Source organism: Streptococcus sp. FSL W7-1342, assembly GCF_037966635.1.
Taxonomy (GTDB): domain Bacteria; phylum Bacillota; class Bacilli; order Lactobacillales; family Streptococcaceae; genus Streptococcus; species Streptococcus salivarius_D.
In genome coordinates this window covers 1,007,565-1,027,600 of record NZ_CP150200.1, presented here as the reverse complement: position 1 = coordinate 1,027,600, position 20,036 = coordinate 1,007,565, and the positions used below count along the sequence as shown (strand labels likewise).

The 20,036-nt window shown below is 37.9% G+C and carries 19 protein-coding genes and 1 pseudogene; 1 reads left to right on the top strand and 19 read right to left on the bottom strand.

Annotation, left to right across the window (positions count from 1 at the left end):
* Positions 1-889: 889 nt before the first annotated feature.
* A pseudogene (gene ndk / locus NSQ79_RS04505) lies at positions 890-1,303 on the bottom strand (nucleoside-diphosphate kinase).
* 167 nt (positions 1,304-1,470) lie between these two features.
* Between ndk and NSQ79_RS04500 the strand changes: the two are divergent.
* The gene (locus tag NSQ79_RS04500) at positions 1,471-2,616 is read left to right on the top strand and encodes a cobalamin-independent methionine synthase II family protein (RefSeq protein ID WP_004182444.1); all 1,146 of its coding nucleotides are present in this window, start codon (positions 1,471-1,473) and stop codon (positions 2,614-2,616) included.
* A 60-nt stretch (positions 2,617-2,676) separates the two neighbouring features.
* On the opposite strand, the gene trmFO is transcribed toward NSQ79_RS04500, so the two are convergent.
* The 18 genes from trmFO to NSQ79_RS04410 all read right to left on the bottom strand — a co-directional run bounded on the left by trmFO (position 2,677) and on the right by NSQ79_RS04410 (position 19,920).
* Positions 2,677-4,020: a methylenetetrahydrofolate--tRNA-(uracil(54)-C(5))-methyltransferase (FADH(2)-oxidizing) TrmFO gene (gene trmFO / locus NSQ79_RS04495; RefSeq protein ID WP_004182443.1), complete on the bottom strand. Its 1,344-nt coding sequence runs from the start codon at positions 4,018-4,020 to the stop codon at positions 2,677-2,679.
* A 117-nt stretch (positions 4,021-4,137) separates the two neighbouring features.
* Complete coding sequence (locus NSQ79_RS04490) at positions 4,138-5,514, bottom strand: HAMP domain-containing sensor histidine kinase (protein WP_004182442.1); 1,377 nt, start codon at positions 5,512-5,514, stop codon at positions 4,138-4,140.
* A complete protein-coding gene (locus tag NSQ79_RS04485; protein ID WP_004182441.1) occupies positions 5,505-6,164 on the bottom strand; it encodes a response regulator transcription factor in 660 nt (219 codons plus the stop codon). The genes NSQ79_RS04490 and NSQ79_RS04485 overlap by 10 nt, the downstream gene beginning before the upstream one ends.
* A gap of 34 nt (positions 6,165-6,198) precedes the next feature.
* Positions 6,199-7,023, bottom strand: coding sequence for a TraX family protein (locus NSQ79_RS04480; RefSeq protein ID WP_004182440.1), 825 nt, complete (start codon positions 7,021-7,023; stop codon positions 6,199-6,201).
* 133 nt (positions 7,024-7,156) lie between these two features.
* Entirely contained in the window at positions 7,157-7,345 is a 189-nt protein-coding gene (locus NSQ79_RS04475; protein WP_254594024.1) for a hypothetical protein, read from the bottom strand.
* Positions 7,346-7,790: 445 nt separating this feature from the next.
* Positions 7,791-8,519, bottom strand: a complete 729-nt coding sequence (locus NSQ79_RS04470; protein WP_004182438.1) for a hypothetical protein — start codon at positions 8,517-8,519, stop codon at positions 7,791-7,793.
* A gap of 4 nt (positions 8,520-8,523) precedes the next feature.
* Complete coding sequence (locus NSQ79_RS04465) at positions 8,524-9,198, bottom strand: ABC transporter ATP-binding protein (protein WP_164332011.1); 675 nt, start codon at positions 9,196-9,198, stop codon at positions 8,524-8,526.
* Between the two features lie 183 nt (positions 9,199-9,381).
* On the bottom strand, positions 9,382-11,526 hold the full coding sequence (topA, locus tag NSQ79_RS04460; RefSeq protein ID WP_004182436.1) for a type I DNA topoisomerase: 2,145 nt from the start codon (positions 11,524-11,526) through the stop codon (positions 9,382-9,384).
* Positions 11,527-11,693: 167 nt separating this feature from the next.
* Entirely contained in the window at positions 11,694-12,533 is an 840-nt protein-coding gene (gene dprA, locus NSQ79_RS04455) for a DNA-processing protein DprA (protein ID WP_004182435.1), read from the bottom strand.
* A gap of 66 nt (positions 12,534-12,599) precedes the next feature.
* A complete protein-coding gene (locus tag NSQ79_RS04450; RefSeq protein ID WP_004182434.1) occupies positions 12,600-13,520 on the bottom strand; it encodes an ROK family protein in 921 nt (306 codons plus the stop codon).
* A 6-nt stretch (positions 13,521-13,526) separates the two neighbouring features.
* Positions 13,527-14,297 (bottom strand): ribonuclease HII, encoded by a 771-nt coding sequence (locus NSQ79_RS04445; protein WP_004182433.1) that lies wholly within the window; start codon positions 14,295-14,297, stop codon positions 13,527-13,529.
* On the bottom strand, positions 14,284-15,138 hold the full coding sequence (gene ylqF / locus NSQ79_RS04440) for a ribosome biogenesis GTPase YlqF (RefSeq protein ID WP_073686981.1): 855 nt from the start codon (positions 15,136-15,138) through the stop codon (positions 14,284-14,286). Before ylqF ends, NSQ79_RS04445 begins: the two co-directional genes overlap by 14 nt.
* Before the next feature lie 128 nt (positions 15,139-15,266).
* Positions 15,267-15,956, bottom strand: a complete 690-nt coding sequence (locus NSQ79_RS04435; RefSeq protein WP_002883906.1) for an XRE family transcriptional regulator — start codon at positions 15,954-15,956, stop codon at positions 15,267-15,269.
* 94 nt (positions 15,957-16,050) lie between these two features.
* Complete coding sequence (locus tag NSQ79_RS04430; protein ID WP_004182431.1) at positions 16,051-16,566, bottom strand: transcription repressor NadR; 516 nt, start codon at positions 16,564-16,566, stop codon at positions 16,051-16,053.
* Between the two features lie 22 nt (positions 16,567-16,588).
* Positions 16,589-17,116: an ECF transporter S component gene (locus NSQ79_RS04425; RefSeq protein WP_339313934.1), complete on the bottom strand. Its 528-nt coding sequence runs from the start codon at positions 17,114-17,116 to the stop codon at positions 16,589-16,591.
* 112 nt (positions 17,117-17,228) lie between these two features.
* Positions 17,229-18,791: a signal recognition particle protein gene (ffh, locus tag NSQ79_RS04420; RefSeq protein WP_022496665.1), complete on the bottom strand. Its 1,563-nt coding sequence runs from the start codon at positions 18,789-18,791 to the stop codon at positions 17,229-17,231.
* Between the two features lie 32 nt (positions 18,792-18,823).
* Positions 18,824-19,156, bottom strand: coding sequence for a putative DNA-binding protein (locus NSQ79_RS04415; protein WP_002883908.1), 333 nt, complete (start codon positions 19,154-19,156; stop codon positions 18,824-18,826).
* A gap of 65 nt (positions 19,157-19,221) precedes the next feature.
* Entirely contained in the window at positions 19,222-19,920 is a 699-nt protein-coding gene (locus NSQ79_RS04410) for a UTRA domain-containing protein (RefSeq protein WP_004182430.1), read from the bottom strand.
* Positions 19,921-20,036 lie beyond the last annotated feature (116 nt).

Here is a 20,036-nt window from a genome sequence, read left to right as displayed (position 1 = left end):
AAAAATCAACTATAATTGTACTGACCTCCAAAAGTTAGACAGAAAAATCTAACTCTTGGAGTGTAGTTCAGAGCTTAGACTATTTATAATTATCACTTAAAACTACTCATCCCTACGGGTAACTATACCAGTAGGTTACTCTTACACTTTTAAGCTCCCCCTAACTGATAAAATGCTTAGTTTTGGAGATATTGATTAACATGCACAAGACCCAACCTCATGTATTCTACACTCTTTTTGTTGCAAAATAAATGAAAGAGTTGACTAATAATTGCTCAGTACTTTTCATAAATAATTTGATATCTATATTTAGATGAAAGACTTTCAATTCCATTGTGACATTTTTTGACACATTACTAGAAGTTTTTTGAAATCACTAGCATGACTAGTGATTTTCAAGAAATAAAAAAATCCTAAAACCAAAGATTTTAGAAAGTCATTAGTTTTTATATCTTAGGCTAAAAACTTAGTAATGGAACTTCTTAAAAAAATGCTAACATTTGTCACTAACAAATCATCGTTATTATTAGCGTTTTTTCCTACTTAATGTAGAATATCAAACAATATTGAAGTCTTAACAGTAACCGGTACCTTGATATTTACTATAGTACCTGAATCGTTCAAGTCATATACCGAAGTTTGTATTGTACCACAAACCTACGAAGAGCAAATTAAGTACCACCATAAACAGCCAAAAAGTTAAGTTTAACAACGATATCACCTACGAATTTTCGTAATAATATTGAGTAGAATTGTTAGTGTCAAAAAGACAGTTGCTCACGTTTATATAGACACATCAACTGCAACAGCAAAAGTTATCGCTGTTGCTCATTCTACAACTCCTTTTAGTTAAAGTGTTTTAATTAAATAAACCAGCTTTAAATCCATCCTACTCACCAAACCAAATCTTAATTTCTCGAGCCGCAGATTCATCTGAATCAGAGCCATGAACAATATTTGGAATCATGTCACCATCTGGTGCTGTTGCAAAGTCTCCACGAATCGTTCCAGGTGCAGCATCGCCTGGATTAGTTGTTCCCATCATATCACGCCATGACTTGATAACACCTGAACCAGAAATAATACCAATCACTGATGGACCACTCATCATGAATTCTGCAATGCTAGGGAAAAAAGGTTTATCAACCAATTGAGCATAATGTTCTTTAAGTCGTTCTTCATCAAGTGTCAGCATTTCCATTCGTTCAATAATGAAGCCACGACGTTCAATACGATCAATAACTTGTCACATCAAGTGTCGTTTTACAGCATCTGGTTTAATAATAAAAAATGTTTTTTGCATGTTCCCAACCTTCATTGTTTTCTTTTCATTCTACTATAGGAAGTATCATTTTGCAGACCAAAACCTTATATAGTCTTAAACTATACCCACAGAAAGAAAATAACTATTTTCAATCGAAATAAATAAAAAGTATTATAGTTGTAAAATCTTATTTTGAGGTGAATCTTATGACAAAATCTAAATTTCAATTAGTTGGTTCTCTCCTTCGTCCTGCAGATCTCCGTAAATACAAGGACGAAATCGAGCACCGTGACGATATCCAGTATCCTTTCTACGATGCCCTCCACGGTTATCAAGAAACTGAAACTGCAGATATTAAGCAAATTGTGGCTGACCAACAGGCTAACGGTATTGATATTCTTACTGATGGTGAGTTTGGGCGTTCTATGTGGCACTTGGACTTTGTCTGGGGTCTCAAAGGTATTGAACGCTACATTGCTGAGCACGGTTATACATTCAAAGACCACGATGGCGGACAATATGAGACTCGTAAAGATATTGGTATTCGTATCACTGAACCACTCTCAGGTAAAAACCACCATTATCTAGATATCTATAAATTGGTTAAAGCTGAAGCTGGTGATGAAGATACTAAACAAACTATCTGGGGTCCAGCTCATGCTTATACTGAACTTGCTATCTTTGACCGTTTGGCTGGTCCTGGGCAAGTCTATGAAACTAATGAAGACCTCAAAAAAGGTTTGATTAACGCCTATAAAGAATTCTTGGAAGAATACAAGGCAGTAGGTGGAAAAATCGTTCAATTTGATGACTGTCTCTGGGAACTCTTTGACCCATCAAACCCTGCAAGTTTCTTTGCGGAAGCTAATTCTGATTTGGCAGAATTGGCTGATGAGTTTGTAGCTATCAATAACGAGGTTGTAGACTATGCTCACGAACTTGGTTTAACGGTTTGGACACACAACTGTCGTGGTAACTATGAAAGCCGTTCTGCTGCCGAAGGAACTTACGAAGCCATTGCTAAGAAGTTCTTGGCAGAGCAACACTATGATCGCTTCTTCCTTGAATGGGACAGCGATACTGCTGGCGACATCAAGGCTCTCGAAGCCCTCAAAGACAGCAAGGCTGAAGTTGTACTAGGACTTTTGTCATCTAAAACAACTGAACTTGATGACGAAGAACGTGTTCTTGACTTGCTTGAAAAAGCTAGTCAAATCCTTCCTAAAGAGCGTCTCTTCCTTTCTCACCAATGTGGTTTCGCCTCATGTGACTCAGGTAATGAATTGGCAACACCACAACAATGGGCTAAAATTAAACAAGGTCAAGATATCGCTAAGAAATTCTTTGGTTAATTGAATACTTTTAGATCTGAAAAATCCCTTACCGCATTCGGTAAGGGATTTTAATGTTGACTAAGCTTGAATAAAAGGTTGTAAATCTTTAAGAGCACGCTCAGCAATTTTTTCGTAACGCTCTTTCTTGTCACGAATACGTGGACCTTCCAACTCTTTGATAATACCGAAGTTAACATTCATTGGTTGGAAATGTTTACTTTCAGCGTGAGTCACATAGTATGGAAGACTACCGATAGCTGTTGTGTGAGGGAAGATGACTTCTTCTTCACCCTTAAAGAGACGGGCAGCATTGATTCCAGCAACCAAACCTGAAGCAGCTGATTCAACATAACCTTCAACACCGGTCATTTGCCCTGCAAAGAACAAATTAGGGTTTGATTTTGATTGGAAGGTTTGTTTTAACAAATTTGGCGAATCCATGTAAGAGTTACGGTGCATAACCCCATAACGTACAAATTCAGCATTTTCAAGTCCTGGAATCATTTGGAAGACGCGCTTCTGTTCTCCCCATTTAAGGTGAGTTTGGAAACCAACGATATTATAGAGACTACCAGCCGCATTGTCCTGACGAAGCTGAACAACCGCATAAGGTGTCTTGAAATCACCGTCACGTGGCCCTTTGTAATCCTCAGGATACTCCAAACCAACCGGTTTCATAGGGCCATAGAGCATTGTCTTGATACCACGTTTAGCCATGACCTCGATAGGCATACACCCTTCGAAATACTTTTCTTTTTCAAAGGAATTCAAAGGAGCCTCTTCAGCTGTTGTCAAGGCCTCATGGAAGGCCATGAACTCTTCCTTGGTCATTGGACAGTTTAGATAAGCTGCTTCACCCTTGTCATAGCGTGACTTAAGGTAAACCTTGTTCATGTCGATAGTCGCTTTATCAACAATTGGCGCAGCTGCATCATAGAAATAGAAGCCATCTCCACCGTTAAGCTCATGGATTTTTTCAGCTAAAGCATCAGAAGTCAATGGTCCTGAGGCAATAACTGTAATGGCATCATCAGGAATTTCTGTGATTTCTTCACGAATAACTTCAATTAGTGGGTTATTTACAATTTCTGCTGTCACTGCTTCTGCATAACCTTCACGGTCCACCGCCATGGCACCACCAGCTGGCACACGGTGAGCTTCTCCATTGCGCATAATGATAGAGTCCAAGCGACGCATTTCTTCTTTAAGAAGCCCTACAGCATTGGTCAAGCTATCTCCACGGAAAGAATTAGAGCAAACCAACTCTGCAAAATTTGTTGTCTTATGCTGAGGTGTTGCTTTGACCCCACGCATTTCATAAAGTTTTACTGGAATACCACGTTTGGCAATCTGATAAGCCGCCTCGGATCCGGCCAAACCAGCTCCAATCACGTTAATATAATCTGCTTTTGATTGAGACATGACACTAATACCTCTTCGGGAACAAGATAAAATCCTGCTCCCACAAATCTTTCTTCATTTTTACTCTTAGTAGTATAGCAAAAAACTCCTCATCTGGCGACTAGGAGTCATCTGTATTTAAAGGGTTAAAATGATAGTCACTTTAGCACCACCCGTGCCATTGTCGTTTGAAAGAGAAAGACTACCGTGGTGTAAGCGAATAATATCATTAGCAATAGTCAGACCAAGTCCACTATGATTGCGGCTCTGTCTACTTTTATCCTCTTGATAAAAGAGCTGAGTGGCCTTTTCAAGTGATTCAAGGGAAAATCCAGGACCAAAATCAAGGCAGATAAACTTGAACTCATCTTCTTCTACCCTAGCAGTTAAGAGCAACTGACTACCACTTGGCGTATGCTCTACCGCATTCGAAAGGATATTCATAAAAGCTCGATTTAACAAGGAGCTGTCCCAATTGCCTTTGGTTTCTTCCTCAATTTCTTTCTTGTCAAAAACCACTTTGATTTGTTTCATTTGTGCTAATGACAGGGTTTGATCGTAAATGTCTTCAACAAATTCCTTAACTGGAATTTCTTCAAGCGTCAAGGTTTTCTTTAAACTCGTTTTGTTGAGTTCGGACAACTCTCTCACATAAGCATCAACCTGTGCAATCCCTTTTTGAAAATGCTCTAACAAATCCGTCTGTTCTGCATCTAAGGGCGTCATAGCTAAGAGTTCCGCATTCCCACGGGCAACTGTCAGTGGCGTCTTTAAATCATGTGTCAGAGCAGAAATCTGATTTTGTTTATCTTGCTCTGCCTTCCAATTTTCCATCAAAGACTCACGAAGTGCTACTCGCATATGATCCAAACCACTTAACACTTGATTAAATTCCTTAATTGTAGACTGAGAAGTTTGAAAATCCAAATCTTGCTCTGCTATTTTCTCTGTTGCCTTCAATATTGTGCTTAACTCTCGACTCAATTTACTAGCATAGTAAAAAGTTAAAGTAATAAATATGAGTAGTATAGACACCATCATTGAGCCAATCATCAATAGATCAGCATTGGGAAAATGCTGGTTCATCCAGTCATTACGGTACCGAGGTGATAGTTGATAATTGACAATGACGATGCCATCAGACCGTTCAAATGACTGAAAATAGCCATATTTGCCACCATGAACATTCTTGAATTGGTAATCTAGCAAGGATTCTTCTTGCAAATTATCTGGCATGTTAGACTTCTTAAGCTTAAAATCCCTAGTCAAGAAGACATAGCTTGTACCATCAGGCAAGACATCTGGATTAAAGACCTTAGAAGTTTCAATTTCATTCCTGACAGCAGACAAATCACTTTCTACCTGATTTGCTGGAAACACAACGCCAAAACGATAAGACAAGCTGAACAAAGACAAAATAAGCAGGCTACTGATTGCTGATAGAACTGTAAGACTGACGACATAAGATAATAAGATTGTTCTTAGAGAGTGTTCTCGTTTTTTAATTAGTGCCACTTGTAACCAATCCCCCAGACTGTTTCAATAGGATTTTGCCCAACATTTTTGAGCTTTGCACGGATATTTTTGATATGTTCAGCCACTGCTGTCGGACTCCCTTTATCCTCATAGCCGTACAAATGCGTGTAGATTTGCTCTTTGGAAAAGACTTGGCCCTTATTTTCAGCCAGAAACTGACAAATACGATATTCTGACCTAGTCAAATCTAACAACTGATTCTCAACATAAAGCTCCTGAGCAGACAAATCAAACTGAATATTTTCAATTAATAGCTTATGGTGGCGCTCACGATGTTCACGTCTCAAGTGAGCAGCCACACGCGCTTGAAGTTCTTTAATCCCAAATGGCTTACAAATATAATCATCTGCACCATAAGTCAACCCCTGGACAATATCTGCCTCTTGTGTTTTAGCTGTAATAAAGAGTATAGGACAATCCACCTGATCCCGAATGTCATGACAAAACTGGAGACCGTCAACATCAGGCATCATAATATCCAGTAAAATCAAGTCAAACCGTGGCAACGAGTTCTTATCCAAATCTAAAACACTTGTAAGCCCCGTCACCTTATGATTTTGGAGCTCTAAAGCCTTTACAACAAATTGAACAATATCTTCCTGATCATCAACGACAAGTATCTGAGCCATAACCTCTCCTTTCATACAAAGTACCCTTATCATATCATCTATAGAAGATAACTGACAAGGCGTAAAGTAGATAAATATGTGTTGGGTAAAAGACATAGAACAAATATTTTGACCCTTTACCTCTTTGACCGTTATAACAAAGCATTAAGGGAGCTGCAAATATTTCCATCCATTCAATGTATTTAAACATTAAATCGTGAAAAGAAGGTCTACTTAGAACAATCGCTATTAGTGCCCAAACTAGACTAACACTCACAAAAGCAAGCACTTCTTTCTTAAGATTCTTGTGACAAAGATACATAGCGATACCAGTCAAAAGTAACCACGTTCCTCCATCGCTGATAAATGTATGAACTGGTAGCACTGTAAAATTGAGTAATTTAAGTAGAAAACCTAACATAGGTTTGTTCACACTTAGCAGATAAAAAGGCAACATTAGCAATGGGAGTAATATTGGAAAAAGTAAGGTTGGGATTCCTTTTAGATATTTCCTTTCTTGAATCCAAGCGATACCTTGAAGAGCAACGAGCAAGATAACGAATGATGACAACATCATATTTTGTGGAAAGAAACCATCTGGCCTTACAAGAGGATGTAAAAAATTATAAAATCCAAACTGAATCAATCCCATCAAAATAGCTAAAGCATAAATCCTTAGGAAGTATTTTTTTCGATTGTGTGTATGGACGAAACCTTCAATCACAGCAAATAGAAATAAGGGGGCCGCTAATCTCCCAATCATAGTAAACCAAATGGGTATTTTTCCTGTATATTCAAAAAAATATTGAATATGGTCGAATACCATAGTAATTAGGGCTATATATTTGAGTTGGAAACCTGATAGACTAAAACGTTTCATAATAACTCTCCTTTCTTTTCATCCTTAGTATAAAAAACAAATTAACTAACATAGTTTACTTTTCCGACAAACTACTAACCAAATTTTAGGATAACCACGAAAGACTAATACACTATCTATGTTATTTCTTATATTATTTTTTGGTTCTATAATCTATTAAACATATAAATAACAAAGTCACCCCAACAATCCATAAAGGAAGGGAATTGAGTTGGCTCCAATCACTAAGGATAAGGCTATTGAAAGGTAAAGCAATAGGAAGCCAATGAGTAGACAAGAAAACTTTATTACTAGCAAAAATAATAAAAATAATTTCAACCATAGAGATTATAATATTACTAACACTGTTCAGACTCACTTGTATAAAGTAGTGAAAATGATTAAGAAAGACTATTAACATCCAACTTGATAGACTTACTACAAATCCATTAACACTATTCATAAGAAGGAGGTTTATGATAAGCCAACTGAATAAAGAAGGTAGGCTAAGGACTATGTCTGATATTAAAAGTTTAGCCAACCATAAACGTCTTTGCTTAGGATAACTCGATATTTCTTGATAATGATTAGCGTGTTTTTCTTGTTCAATCCCTAAAATTGACAAAAATGATGTCAATAGCGGATAGCATAAAAAAGATAATATGGCTAAATTAGTTAGAGAAAAACCATTAGGAACGAAGCTCACATACATTGGAATTGTAATGATCTCTAAGACAGCAAAACTGAGAATAAGATAAAGACCGAAAGTATTCTTAAATTTTAGTAACTCACTCCTTAGCATTTAATTGCCTCCTTTGAAGTGAAAAAGATAAAAACAATGTCACTACTATTGATAGTATCATCGTAAGTAACACTTGAAGAATGCTAGTATGATTCGTATTTACAATAATATCCCCCGATGGTTTAAGATTTAATAAAAATTGAGCTATTTTATAGTGATAAGTATAGGGGAAAACGAACCAAAGTGGACTCTGAGCAATAAAGGGTGCTATTAAAAGACAAACCAATGTATTAAGAGCTAATAGGATGAATTGACTCATGTATTTAGACATTAGGTAAAGTAAAGGAATGTTCCATAAAGTTGTCATCCAAATTAAGATTAAGGAAATAGCTGTTTTAGGAATATTTATTGGAATAAAACCTGTGTAAATAAATGCAACGAGACTGAGGAAAGCAAGTAAGAATAAACTAGAAATCAATGTCCTCATTCCTATAAGCACCATTTTCATCAAGATAATTTTCCAAGTGAAATATCCATTTGTAACATTTTGAAAATGCCCAGCCTGGTCTTCTAAACGTCTATCGACTATAAACAAAAGACCATTTACAAGATATAAAAAGATAGCTTCCCACCAATAAACCGAGAAAGGAACAAAAATCTGTAACCCTCCCATTAAAAAGGCTATAAGAACGGTTAAAAATGGTATGATGATTAAGAATTTAGTAGTTCCTAAATGTCGTAATTTGAGCAATTCCGAATAGAATATCTTTTGCATATCACTAACCCCCATGAACAATTTTAAAGAAGAGTCTCTCAAGACTATCTACATTTTTGTTTTCACCATCATATTGAATCTTACCTTTATCGAGAATAAGAATATGATCAGCAACCTTACTAATTTCTAGAAGTTGATGACTGGAAACCAGAATTGTCATCCCTTTTGCTTTCAAGGAACGAATAAGGTCTAGCAATTCATTTATACCATCGGGATCAAGGCCATTAGTAGGCTCATCTAGAATTAAAAATTGGGGATCAGTTAAAATGGCCATACCAATCCCAAGTCGCTGCTTCATACCTAATGAAAATTTACCGGCTTTTTTCTTTCCAGTATTTGAAAGACCAATTATTTCCAAGGTTTCAAAAATTTTTGAATCAGGAATATCATATAACAACGCTTTTGTTTTTAGATTATCAAAAGCCGAAAGGTTGTGATAAATTGCAGGTGCTTCGATTAATGCACCTAATGAATGTTTGTTTTTGGATGATCCATCAAATCGAATTTCTCCACTACTTTTTTGGACTAAACCAAAAAGAATTTTCATCAGAGTTGACTTACCAGCCCCATTTACTCCTAATAGACCAGAAACCGTTCCAGATTCAATTGTAAATGTGATGTTGTCTAAGATAGTCTTATCTTTGTAGGATTTTGAAAGTTGTTTAACAGTTATTTGCATTTGTACACCTCTTTTAGAATAGTTCTGTTTTCAATATAAGCTTATATTTACCTAATATCAGAAAACCACTTACTCTCCTTTCTTTTCATGCTTAGTATAAAAAACAAATTTAAGGAAAGTATCAGTTTTTTTGATAAAATGCAAAAAAGCTATCTCAAGACTTAACTTGAGATAGCTTTCTTTTTATTTAACAATCGATTCTTTGTAGTCACACTCTTCGTTACTACAGATAACTTGCTTACCGCCACCACGAACTTTCTTCTCGACAAGATAATCGCCTGATTTAGGACAGTTACGTCCAACAGGGATATCCCAAGATGTAAATTCACAGTCAGGGTAGCGATCACAGCCATAAAAGACACGATTTCGTTTTGTCTTACGTTCGATGACCTGACCTTTACCACAGGTTGGGCAAGTAACGCCAATTTCTTTGGTTATGGCCTTAGTATTGTGACAATCTGGGAAGTTACTACATGCGTAGAACTTACCGTATCGACCAAGTTTGATGACCATTGGATGACCACAGAGGTCACAATCAAAACCGGCAGGCTCATCCTTGATTTGGATTTTTTCAATACCTTCTTCAGCTTTTTCCAATTCTTTTTGGAAAGGTTTGAAGAACTCATCAATAACCTTCTGCCATTGTTCCTTACCGATTTCAACTTTATCGAGTTTTCCTTCCATCTCGGCGGTGAATTTAACATCCACGATGTCAGGGAAGAATTCGACGATTAAACTATTAACGATTTCACCAAGTTCTGTTGGTTCAAAACGTTTAGCCACCAATTTGACATAGTAACGACGTTGAATAACATCAAGTGTCGGTGCATAAGTTGACGGACGACCAACTCCATTTTCTTCCAGCGTCTTAATCAGAGTCGCTTCAGAATAGCGGGCAGGTGGTTGCGTGAAGTGTTGTTCAGGCGTTGTCACAACCTTCTTAACCGTATCACCTTCTGCCATATCAGGAAGCATTTTGTTCTTATCAGAATCGTTGTAAACGGCCATATAACCATCGAACTTGATTTGGCTACCATTTGCAGTGAAAATGACTCCGTTTTGAGACAAGGTCACCTTCATCGTATCAAATACTGCAGCTGTCATTTGACTCGCTACAAAACGATTCCAGATAAGAGTATAGAGCTTAAGCTGATCCTTATCCAAATACTTAGCGATGCTTTCTGGTGTTTGGAAAACATTTGACGGACGAATAGCCTCATGGGCGTCTTGTGCTCCCGAACTATTTTTCACCTTGCTGCCATGTTTTGAATACTTAGAACCAAAGCGTTCTGTAATAAATTCAGCAGCCTGGTTTTGTGCCACTGGACTGATACGTGTAGAGTCCGTACGCATATAGGTAATCAAACCTTGAGCTCCTGAACCCAAATTAATTCCTTCATACAACTGTTGAGCAACCATCATGGTCTTACGTGTTCGGAAGTTAATCTTATTAGCAGCATCCTGTTGGAGAGATGAAGTTGTATATGGCAATGGCGCATTACGACGGCGTTCTTTTTTCTCTACTTTATCTACGTTAAAGTCATCACTTGTGATACGAGAGAGAACGGCTTGAACATCCTCATTATTGTTGAGCTTAAGCTTTTTACCATCTAAGCCATAGAAGCTAGCCTGAAACTTCTTAGCACCCTTCTTAAAGGCACCATCAATAGTCCAGTATTCTTCTGGTTTAAAGGCCTTAATTTCATTTTCACGGTCAATAATAAGCTTAAGCGCTACTGATTGTACACGACCTGCAGAAAGACCTTTCTTAACCTTCTTCCATAGAAGCGGTGAAATAGAGTAACCCACAATACGGTCCAAGACACGACGAGCTTGCTGAGCATCTACCAAGTCCATGTCAATGGCGCGTGGCTCTACAAAGGCATTTTTTACTGCATCTTTAGTGATTTCGTTAAAAACGACACGATTCTTATCATCTGGCTCTAATCCAAGAATATGTGACAAATGCCATGAAATGGCTTCCCCTTCACGGTCCGGGTCACTTGCGAGAAAGACTTGCTTGGCTTTTTTAGCTTCTTTCTTCAATTCATTGATAAGAGGTCCCTTACCACGAATATTAATGTACTGAGGTTCGTAGTTGTTTTCAAAATCAATCGACATACTTGATTTTTTCAAATCACGGATATGCCCAACAGAGGCTACAACTTTATAATTGCGGCCAAGATACTTCTCAATCGTTTTCGCTTTAGCAGGAGACTCCACGATGACCAAATTTTTCTTTGGTGTCGCTCTCTTTTTAGTCGCCTTTTTGGCTGTCGTTTTCTTTGTTGTTTTAGTTTTCGTTTTTGTTGTCGTTGCTGTCGCCATAGACTATTTCCTTATAATGTTATAAACTGGCTGCGCCACTAATCTGTCTAAAATCTGGTCACAAGACATTAAAAAATGAAACATCTTGGACCGAGCAACTAACATGATACCGTCCTTTTCATTAACTGTCAATAAAAAACTTTATCTCTATAGGAGAAGTTTGATTTTCAAGAAAACTCTGAAAGGATGTCAAACCCTGTCGTAATGCACTTTGCGCCCTCTTGAATCAAATGATGGCATCCGTCTGACTTTCCATCTAAAATATTTCCTGGAATAGCAAAGACATCTCTTCCTTCTTCCATAGCACGCTCACAAGTAATCAGACTTCCCGAGCGAAGCTTAGCTTCTACGACCATAACTCCTTGACACAATCCAGAAATAATCCGATTGCGTTCAGGAAAGTGGTACTTGAGAGGCTGTTCACCCGGTCCATATTCTGTAAGAACTAAATGATTTTTGGCCATATAGTCCTGCAAAGCTTTATTTTCTTTAGGATAATAAACATCAAGTCCTGTCCCGATAACTGCAATCGTGTTCCCCTTATTTTTCAAGGCCTCCATATGCGCACAAGTATCAATCCCACACGCCAATCCACTCACAATAGTAAAGTGATTCCCAAGTTCACTAACAATTTTACGGACAGACTGTTTGCCTGTTTCAGAACACTTTCTTGCCCCAACAACAGCTAGCTTTGGTTTACTCAGTAAATCAAGATTCCCCTGATAATAAAGGAGGACAGGAGGATTATAGGTATACTTCAGCTCAATGGGATATTCTTTATCAAAAATCGATAACGTAGGAAAATGGTCGAATTGTTCTTTGAGTTGCTTAATATCTAAACTCTTATACTTTTCCATAAAAAGAACGGCATTTTTAGACTTGGATACCACTGCCATATCACGTAAACTCAATTTTCTATCTTGAGTCTTTTGATAGTCCAAAATATTTAAGATATTTAAATTCGTCAACCCAGCGGCTTTAAGTTTAAAAAGTTCAAAATTATTCATATAGATACCTCCTTTTCATTATTCGTAACAGAAAAGAAAAAAGCTCCATTATGGAACTTTCCGTGATTACAAATCATTTTCAGAAGCAAAATAAGACGTGGCTCCTAGTAGGTTACTATCGTTATGGAAATGACAGGCTCGAATAGTTATGGGCTCAAAACCTAATTCAGTCTTATCCTTAAATAACTCCTCATAGGCATCACTTATTCCTTCTATTAAAGTACCTTGCCTACTGATACCACCACCGATAACAACTTTCTCCAACCTAAAGAAGCTCTGCAAATTTAGCACAAGAACAGCAATTTCATGACAATAGTCTTTAAATAAAAGATTTAGATCTTCCGACTGATTTCCCTCTATAGCTGAGAATACGGCTGGACCATCGTCTTGATTTAACCCAAGTAATTGACTGGCTTCATGAACAAAGCCTACTGCAGACCCCTTATTATCGACAAGGCTTACTAAGCCATGCATAAACAATTCCCACTGGAAAGGTAGAGAGGTTTGACTCATACTTTGGGGACTTGGAACTCTCAGATATTGGGTGACTGACAGAGATGATAACAAGTCCTCCTGTGAGACAAGTCCTAAACCAACACCAGTACCTAAAACCAAGGCTGCCCCACAATCTAAGTCTTGTAGACTTCCATATCTGGCTTCAGCCAAGGCTGCTGCGTCTGCATCATTGATAACCTTTACAGGTAGTTGAAATGTTTTAGTCAATCGTGACCCAAGAGGAATAGCCGTTAAATAAGGGATAAGACCGCCCTTGAAAATGAAGCCACGTTTACTATTGATTTCGCCAGGGCACGCAATGGCAATCCCAGAAATGATATCCTTGTGAGACGAGACAATATGCTCTAAAGTCAACCAAAAGCCGTCTAACGTTGTTGGCGTTGACACTTTAGATTGATTGCTAATCTTAAAATCATCATCAACTAACCCAAACTTGATAAAGGTTCCTCCAATATCGATAGCTAAAATCACGCCACTTCACCTACTTTTTATTATTGACTTTATGGGTTCAAAGCTTCTTCTATGAATTGGAGTAACACCAAAGTTATCTATGCCAGTCAAATGATCCTTAGTACCATAGCCTGCATTTTTGGCAAATGCGTAACCAGGAAACTCCTGATCATAGTCAGCCATCATCTTATCACGGGTTACCTTTGCTACGATAGAAGCTGCCGCAATTGATAAAGAATTAGCATCCCCTTTTATAATTGATGTTTGTCCTATTGGTAGGTCCAAAGTCATGGCATCAATTAACAAATGTTCTGGTTTGGGACTAAGTTTTTCAATAGCTTCAGTCATAGCAAGCTTGGTTGCTTCATAAATATTGACATCGTCAATCACATGATTATCCTTTATACCAATCCCGACGGCTACCGCTTCCTTCATGACCTGCTTATAAATAGCTTCATGTTTTGATTTTGGTATTTTTTTACTATCATTAAGACCTTTTATTTTGCAAAGCTTTGGTAAAATCACCGCTGCAGCTACTACTGGCCCAGCCAAAGGGCCACGTCCAACTTCATCAACACCTGCAATGAGTTCAACTCCCTGAGCATAAAGCGATTTTTCATAACTGAGCATCATCTCTAAGCGTTCTTCCTCAGCAATATCAGCTAGGATAGCTTTACGGCGTTGCTTAATGGCAGTCTGTACACCAGATCGACTATCTTCCTCAAAACTTGTCCATCGGTGATCGTCAAGGTCTGTCAAAGTAGCCAATTGCTCCTTGACTTCTTTAATTGTCGCCATCAGTATCGACCCCAACAATATCAAGTGTGTAACGACCTAGTTTTCCATCACGAACTTCTTTGACAAATAGATTATAGAAACGGTCATAATCTTCACGGAAGCCAAGTTTTCGAGTCATTTCCATAATGATTTCTGGTGCCTCTTCTTCAAGGTCAATCCCTTTAAAGCGTTCCTCTAAACGTTCAGGATAGTAAGTTTTAAAATAGTTAAGGCCAAAAATTGTAACTTCATCCATTGGCAAGAGCTGGTCCTTGATGGCACCGGTCAAAGCAAGTTTCAAACCGACCAATTCATCTTCAAACTTAGGCCACAAAATCCCCGGAGTATCCAGAATTTCCAAATCCTTATTTGACTTCAACCACTGTTGACCTTTTGTCACACCAGGTTTATTTCCTACAACGGCAATTTTTTTACCAGCCAAACGATTCATCAAGGTAGATTTCCCAGCATTTGGAATCCCAATAATCATGGTTCGCAAGGTCTCTTTCTGAATACCACGTTCACGAAGTCGTTGAATCTTGTCAGCCATAAGACTCTTAGCAGCATCTGTCACCAATTTAACTGTAGATTGTTCCTTGGAATTGATGGCCAAGGTTTTAATTCCTTGATTCTCAAAATAGCTACGCCACTCTTTTGTACGATTACTATCAGCAAGGTCAGCCTTATTGAGAATTAAAAGCTTTGGTTTATCGCCAACAATTTTAGTTAGCATGGGATTTTGACTTGACAGTGGCAAACGTGCATCCACTAAAATTGTTACAAAATCAACATGCTTAAGATTTTCCTGAACTTGTCGACGGGCTTTGGACATGTGACCAGGGAACCATTGAATAGTAGCCATGTTTATCTCTCCTCTTTATTTTCTTAGTAAAATATGATTTAAACTCTTTAAAAAAAGCCAAAGACTTGGCTTTACTTTACTTATATTATATCAGATTTAGTTTAAGATGCCCAATCGATAAAAGTTGACTAAGCCTCAACAGGCATAAAGTTACCGACAATTTTACCGATGATTCGGGGATCTTCGTCATAGGGTGCGAACTTATCACCATAACGTTTATTGAGAGAAACTAAACGTAGCCCATCTTCCTCGCGATAAACTTTTTTAATATAGGTTTGCCCATCCCAGTCTACAGCATAAACAGCTCCATCATAATCAAAACCTGTTTGTTTGATTAGCACTACTTCACCATTTAGGTAGGTAGGTTCCATAGAGTCTCCAAAAACCCATGACGCAAAATCATGATCCAATTCTTCATCATAGAAAACTTCATCATAATTGCCATCACCAAAGTAAGTGTAACCAGTTCCGGCTGATAAACGCTCGAAAACTTTGTATGAGTAAAGCGGAATAACAGGTGCTTTTTGCTTTTCTGCTTCTTGCTCTTCTAAGAGAGCCTTAGTGAGTCGCAAAGCTTCTTGGCGATTTTCCTCATTTAATTCCAAGTAGACTTCTACAATCTCATGTTCAGACAGAAAATAGGTCTCAGCTACACCAAAAAGTTCGGCCAAAACCGAAAGGTTCTTTTGATTAGGTTTCGTCTTACCATTTTCCCAATTAAAATAAGAGGAGCGTGAAATTCCTAGATGCTTAGCTACTGATGCTTGGCTCATTCCTTGTGCTTCTCGAATTTCCTTAAGTCTTTGTCCTGAAAACATGGCTACCTCCGTAAGTTAATAAACTAACATAAGTTTATCAAAAAAAGCAGTTGTTTTCAAGTGAAACTAACTACTTTTACATTTCTCTTTTATCTCATTCTTTAACTAAAAATCCTAGATGGTTAAGTGCCTCTTCAATATAATCTATATCTTGCTCACTATCTGCTTCGACAAGATGATAATGAACACCGTTTGTCAAATCAGATAAGGGGCGAAAGTCATTTGACGAGGCTTGGTCTAAAAAGTGACTAACATCTCGACGACAAGTCAATTTCAACAAAGTCTGAATTTCTCCATAAACTGGATGATCTATCATGATATTTTGAATACGGCCTCCATTATCAACAATAGCCAAAAGCTCATCCTCCATATCGGACACTTTATGATTCACCTTAAATAGTCGATGTACATAAGAATTGTCATCGCTACTTTTATAGATATATCCCCTATTAGTTGAAATAATCTGGGCACCATCTGCACGCAAGAGTGCAATATCTTGAACAATGATTTGACGTGTCACACCAAAATGCTCCGCCAAACTCTGTCCATTCATTGCCTCTTTAGCTCCCTTTAAGAGTGCCAATAATTCTTGTTTTCGATTTGAAGCCATAGACCAACCATCCCTCTTTCAATTAGCGTATTTTTCGAATACTTTTGAAAATCGTTAATGCTATTACATAGTCTATCATACTATGGACAATAGTGCCAAAACCAACTAAAACAAAGAGAACATAGAACAGTTTTTGGAAATCCTCTCCTGTTACGGAATAAAAAATCACGCAAGCAAGAACTTCACCTATGGCATGGATAAGACCTAAAACAAAGTTGAAAAGTAATGATGATTTATGGTTTTCTATCGTTTGTGGAAATTTTTTCAAATAGAGTGCGCCTAAAAAGCCAAATATAATATGAGAAAAGGCTCTAAAAACAACAACAATCGGATAGCCAGCCATAAAGTATCCCAAACTAGAAGCTAAGATAACAAAAGCAGTTACCCAGGGAGATATAAACATAGCTAGAAATATTGGAACATGACCCCCCAAAGTATACGAAGCCGGTGGGATGATCAGTTTAATTGGCATGATACTTGGGATAAGGATAGCAATTGCAGTTAATAAAGCTGCAAAGGTCATTTCTTGAATTCTCTTTTTAGGTTTCATAATCTACTCCTTTTTATTGTATATACATTAGTATATTACAGTGTATAGTTATATAAGTCAATGTTTTTCAGAAAAAAACACTAGAGCAAAATGCCCTAGCGTTTTATGTTTCTTATTTACGTTTTTTCTTAGCTTTTTTCATCTTATTAGCTTGACGCTTCATCGCATGTTTCATGGCAAATGAACCAACCTTACCTTTAAGGCCACCACCAAGCATTTGGCTAAGATCCATATTTCCAAGATCTGGCATACCAGCGCCACCCATCATTCCTTCAAGAGCAGACATGTCCATATTACCCATATCCGGCATATTTGGCATGTTTTTTGGCAGATTATTTGGGTTAAGACCCATTTGACGCATCATTTGCTCCATATCACCAGACATAACACCTTGCATCATTTGTTTGGCTTGGTTGAAGTCTTTAATAAACTTATTTACTTCGATGAAGGTATTCCCTGAACCATTGGCAATACGGCGACGACGACTTGGTGTCAAAAGATCTGGATTTTCACGTTCTTCAGGTGTCATAGATGATACGATGGCACGTTTGCGCGCAATCTGTTTCTCATCTACTTTAACATTAGCCAAGGCTGGATTGTTAGCCATACCTGGCAACATCTTGAGCAAATCCTCCATTGGACCCATATTTTGTACCTGGTCTAATTGGTCAATGAAGTCATTGAAGTCAAAAGTGTTTTCACGCATCTTTTCAGCCAACTCAAGAGATTTTTTCTCATCGTACTCTTGAGAAGCTTTTTCGATAAGGGTAAGAAGGTCACCCATACCCAAAATACGACTTGACATACGGTCTGGGTGGAAAGTCTCGATATCCGTAATTTTCTCACCAGTACCCGTAAATTTGATTGGCTTGCCGGTAATCTCACGAATAGAAAGTGCCGCACCACCACGTGTGTCCCCATCAATTTTTGTAAGAACAACACCAGTGATATCTAGCTGTTCGTTGAACTCCTTGGCAACGTTAGCAGCTTCCTGACCAATCATGCTATCCACAACCAAGAGAATTTCGTTTGGATGAGCAAACTCCTTAATATCATGCAATTCTTGCATGAGAGTCTCGTCAATCTGCAAACGACCAGCCGTATCAATCAAGACATAGTCATTCTTATTGGCACGCGCTTGTTCCAAACCATTTTTGACAATCTCAACTGCTGGTGTCTCTGTTCCCATATCAAAAACAGGAACATTGATTTGTTGCCCCAAAGTTTTCAATTGATCAATAGCTGCTGGACGATAGATGTCCGCCGCAATCATCATTGGACGGGCTTCTTGTTCCTTGATTAACTTATTAGCCAATTTACCAGCAAAGGTTGTCTTACCAGCCCCTTGGAGACCAACCATCATAATGATTGTTGGAATCTTTGGAGATTTTTCAATTTCAGATGTTTCAGACCCAAGAATCTCTGTCAATTCTTCATTAACAATCTTGATAATTTGTTGTGAAGCATCAAGAGTATCAATGATTTCGTGACCTACAGCACGTTCACGAACACGTTTAATAAATGTCTTAACGACTGGTAGCGCTACGTCTGCTTCAAGAAGTGCCAAACGAATCTCTTTAGTGACTTCTTGAACTTCTTTCTCTGAAAGTTTTCCTTTACGTCTTAAATTTTTGAAAACGCCTTGCAAGCGTTCCGTTAAGCTTTCAAAAGCCATATATCATTTCCTCTCTTACTTTCTGCTTGAATCTAATCTCTATTATCAATGCTGCTGAGCACAGCAATTTGTTCCTGAAGATAGCTATCGTCTGGATATTTTTCCATGATATCATCAAAAATTTGGCTACGAACGATGTAATCTGAATACATATGTAATTTCATCTCGTAAGCCTCTAAAATCTTCTCAGTACGCTTGATGTTATCATATACTGCCTGACGACTCACACCAAATTCCTCGGCAATTTCTGCCAAACTGTAATCATCCGCATAATATAGCTCAATATAGTTCATTTGCTTATCTGTCAAAAGTGCAGCATAGAACTCAAAAAGGGCATTCATGCGATTGGTTTTTTCAATTTCCATAAGCTCCATTTTACCATAAAATCATGGTGTTAGCACGATTCTTGTGCAGAAAAAAACAGTGACTTTTAGTTATTCTCCAAATAAAATTCAAAACGATCACCAACATAGTAACTTCGTACATATTCGAAAGCCTGACCGTCTTGAAGGAAGGAAATTTGTGTCAGACTCAAGAGAGCATCACCAGTCTTAACCTTGAGGTGCTTGGCTAAACTACTATTGGCCAAACTAGCTGATATGGTCTGCTGACTTTTCCCTATTTCATAGCCATTATCGGTCAGTGTCTTGAAGAAATGTTCCGTAATTTCTGACTCCTTAAAACCTCGGATAATTTTCTCAGGGATACTGGCAATCTCATAGGCAACTGGAAGATCGTCCGCAAAACGAACACGTTCCATACGAATCACATAGGACTGTGGTAAGACACCTAAATTTTTGATTTCAAATTCATTGGGATGTACACGCTTATATGAAATAAGCTCACTAGATGGTTTCTTGCCTTGGGATTTTACAATCTCTGTGAAACTCGTGGTTCCACGCATCTTTTCCTTAACTCGACTGCTAGCCACAAAAGTACCACTGCCTGGTTTACGCTCTAAAATACCCTCGTCTACTAAAAGTGTTATGGCCTGACGCACAGTCATACGGCTCACATCAAAAGTGTTGCAAAGATCCCGCTCGCTAGGGAGACGTTGCCCTATTTTCCAAGTGCCGTCATCAACATCTGCCTTAATCTTATCATGTATGCGAATATATGCTGGTAGCATCTAATACCCCCTTCTTTACCCCTATTTTACAAAAAAACTAATAGAATTGTAAAGGTGACGACAAGACTTACAGTTTATCGTATAAATCTAGGTGCTAAGTCCTTAAAATTGTGATA

Bases quoted from the DNA above. Each gene is read 5' to 3' on its own strand.
- topA (WP_004182436.1), bottom strand. From the start codon at position 11,526: ATGGCGACAGCAACGACAACAAAAACGAAAACTAAAACAACAAAGAAA.
- NSQ79_RS04415 (WP_002883908.1), bottom strand. From the start codon at position 19,156: ATGGAAATTGAAAAAACCAATCGCATGAATGCCCTTTTTGAGTTCTAT.
- NSQ79_RS04425 (WP_339313934.1), bottom strand. From the start codon at position 17,116: ATGAAACCTAAAAAGAGAATTCAAGAAATGACCTTTGCAGCTTTATTA.
- NSQ79_RS04475 (WP_254594024.1), bottom strand. From the start codon at position 7,345: ATGGTTGAAATTATTTTTATTATTTTTGCTAGTAATAAAGTTTTCTTG.
- dprA (WP_004182435.1), bottom strand. From the start codon at position 12,533: ATGAATAATTTTGAACTTTTTAAACTTAAAGCCGCTGGGTTGACGAAT.
- NSQ79_RS04410 (WP_004182430.1), bottom strand. From the start codon at position 19,920: ATGCTACCAGCATATATTCGCATACATGATAAGATTAAGGCAGATGTT.
- NSQ79_RS04445 (WP_004182433.1), bottom strand. From the start codon at position 14,297: ATGGCGACAATTAAAGAAGTCAAGGAGCAATTGGCTACTTTGACAGAC.
- ylqF (WP_073686981.1), bottom strand. From the start codon at position 15,138: ATGGCTACTATTCAATGGTTCCCTGGTCACATGTCCAAAGCCCGTCGA.
- NSQ79_RS04480 (WP_004182440.1), bottom strand. From the start codon at position 7,023: ATGAAACGTTTTAGTCTATCAGGTTTCCAACTCAAATATATAGCCCTA.
- ffh (WP_022496665.1), bottom strand. From the start codon at position 18,791: ATGGCTTTTGAAAGCTTAACGGAACGCTTGCAAGGCGTTTTCAAAAAT.
- NSQ79_RS04500 (WP_004182444.1), top strand. From the start codon at position 1,471: ATGACAAAATCTAAATTTCAATTAGTTGGTTCTCTCCTTCGTCCTGCA.
- NSQ79_RS04485 (WP_004182441.1), bottom strand. From the start codon at position 6,164: ATGGCTCAGATACTTGTCGTTGATGATCAGGAAGATATTGTTCAATTT.
- NSQ79_RS04430 (WP_004182431.1), bottom strand. From the start codon at position 16,566: ATGGCTTCAAATCGAAAACAAGAATTATTGGCACTCTTAAAGGGAGCT.
- NSQ79_RS04470 (WP_004182438.1), bottom strand. From the start codon at position 8,519: ATGCAAAAGATATTCTATTCGGAATTGCTCAAATTACGACATTTAGGA.
- trmFO (WP_004182443.1), bottom strand. From the start codon at position 4,020: ATGTCTCAATCAAAAGCAGATTATATTAACGTGATTGGAGCTGGTTTG.
- NSQ79_RS04435 (WP_002883906.1), bottom strand. From the start codon at position 15,956: ATGTTTTCAGGACAAAGACTTAAGGAAATTCGAGAAGCACAAGGAATG.
- NSQ79_RS04465 (WP_164332011.1), bottom strand. From the start codon at position 9,198: ATGCAAATAACTGTTAAACAACTTTCAAAATCCTACAAAGATAAGACT.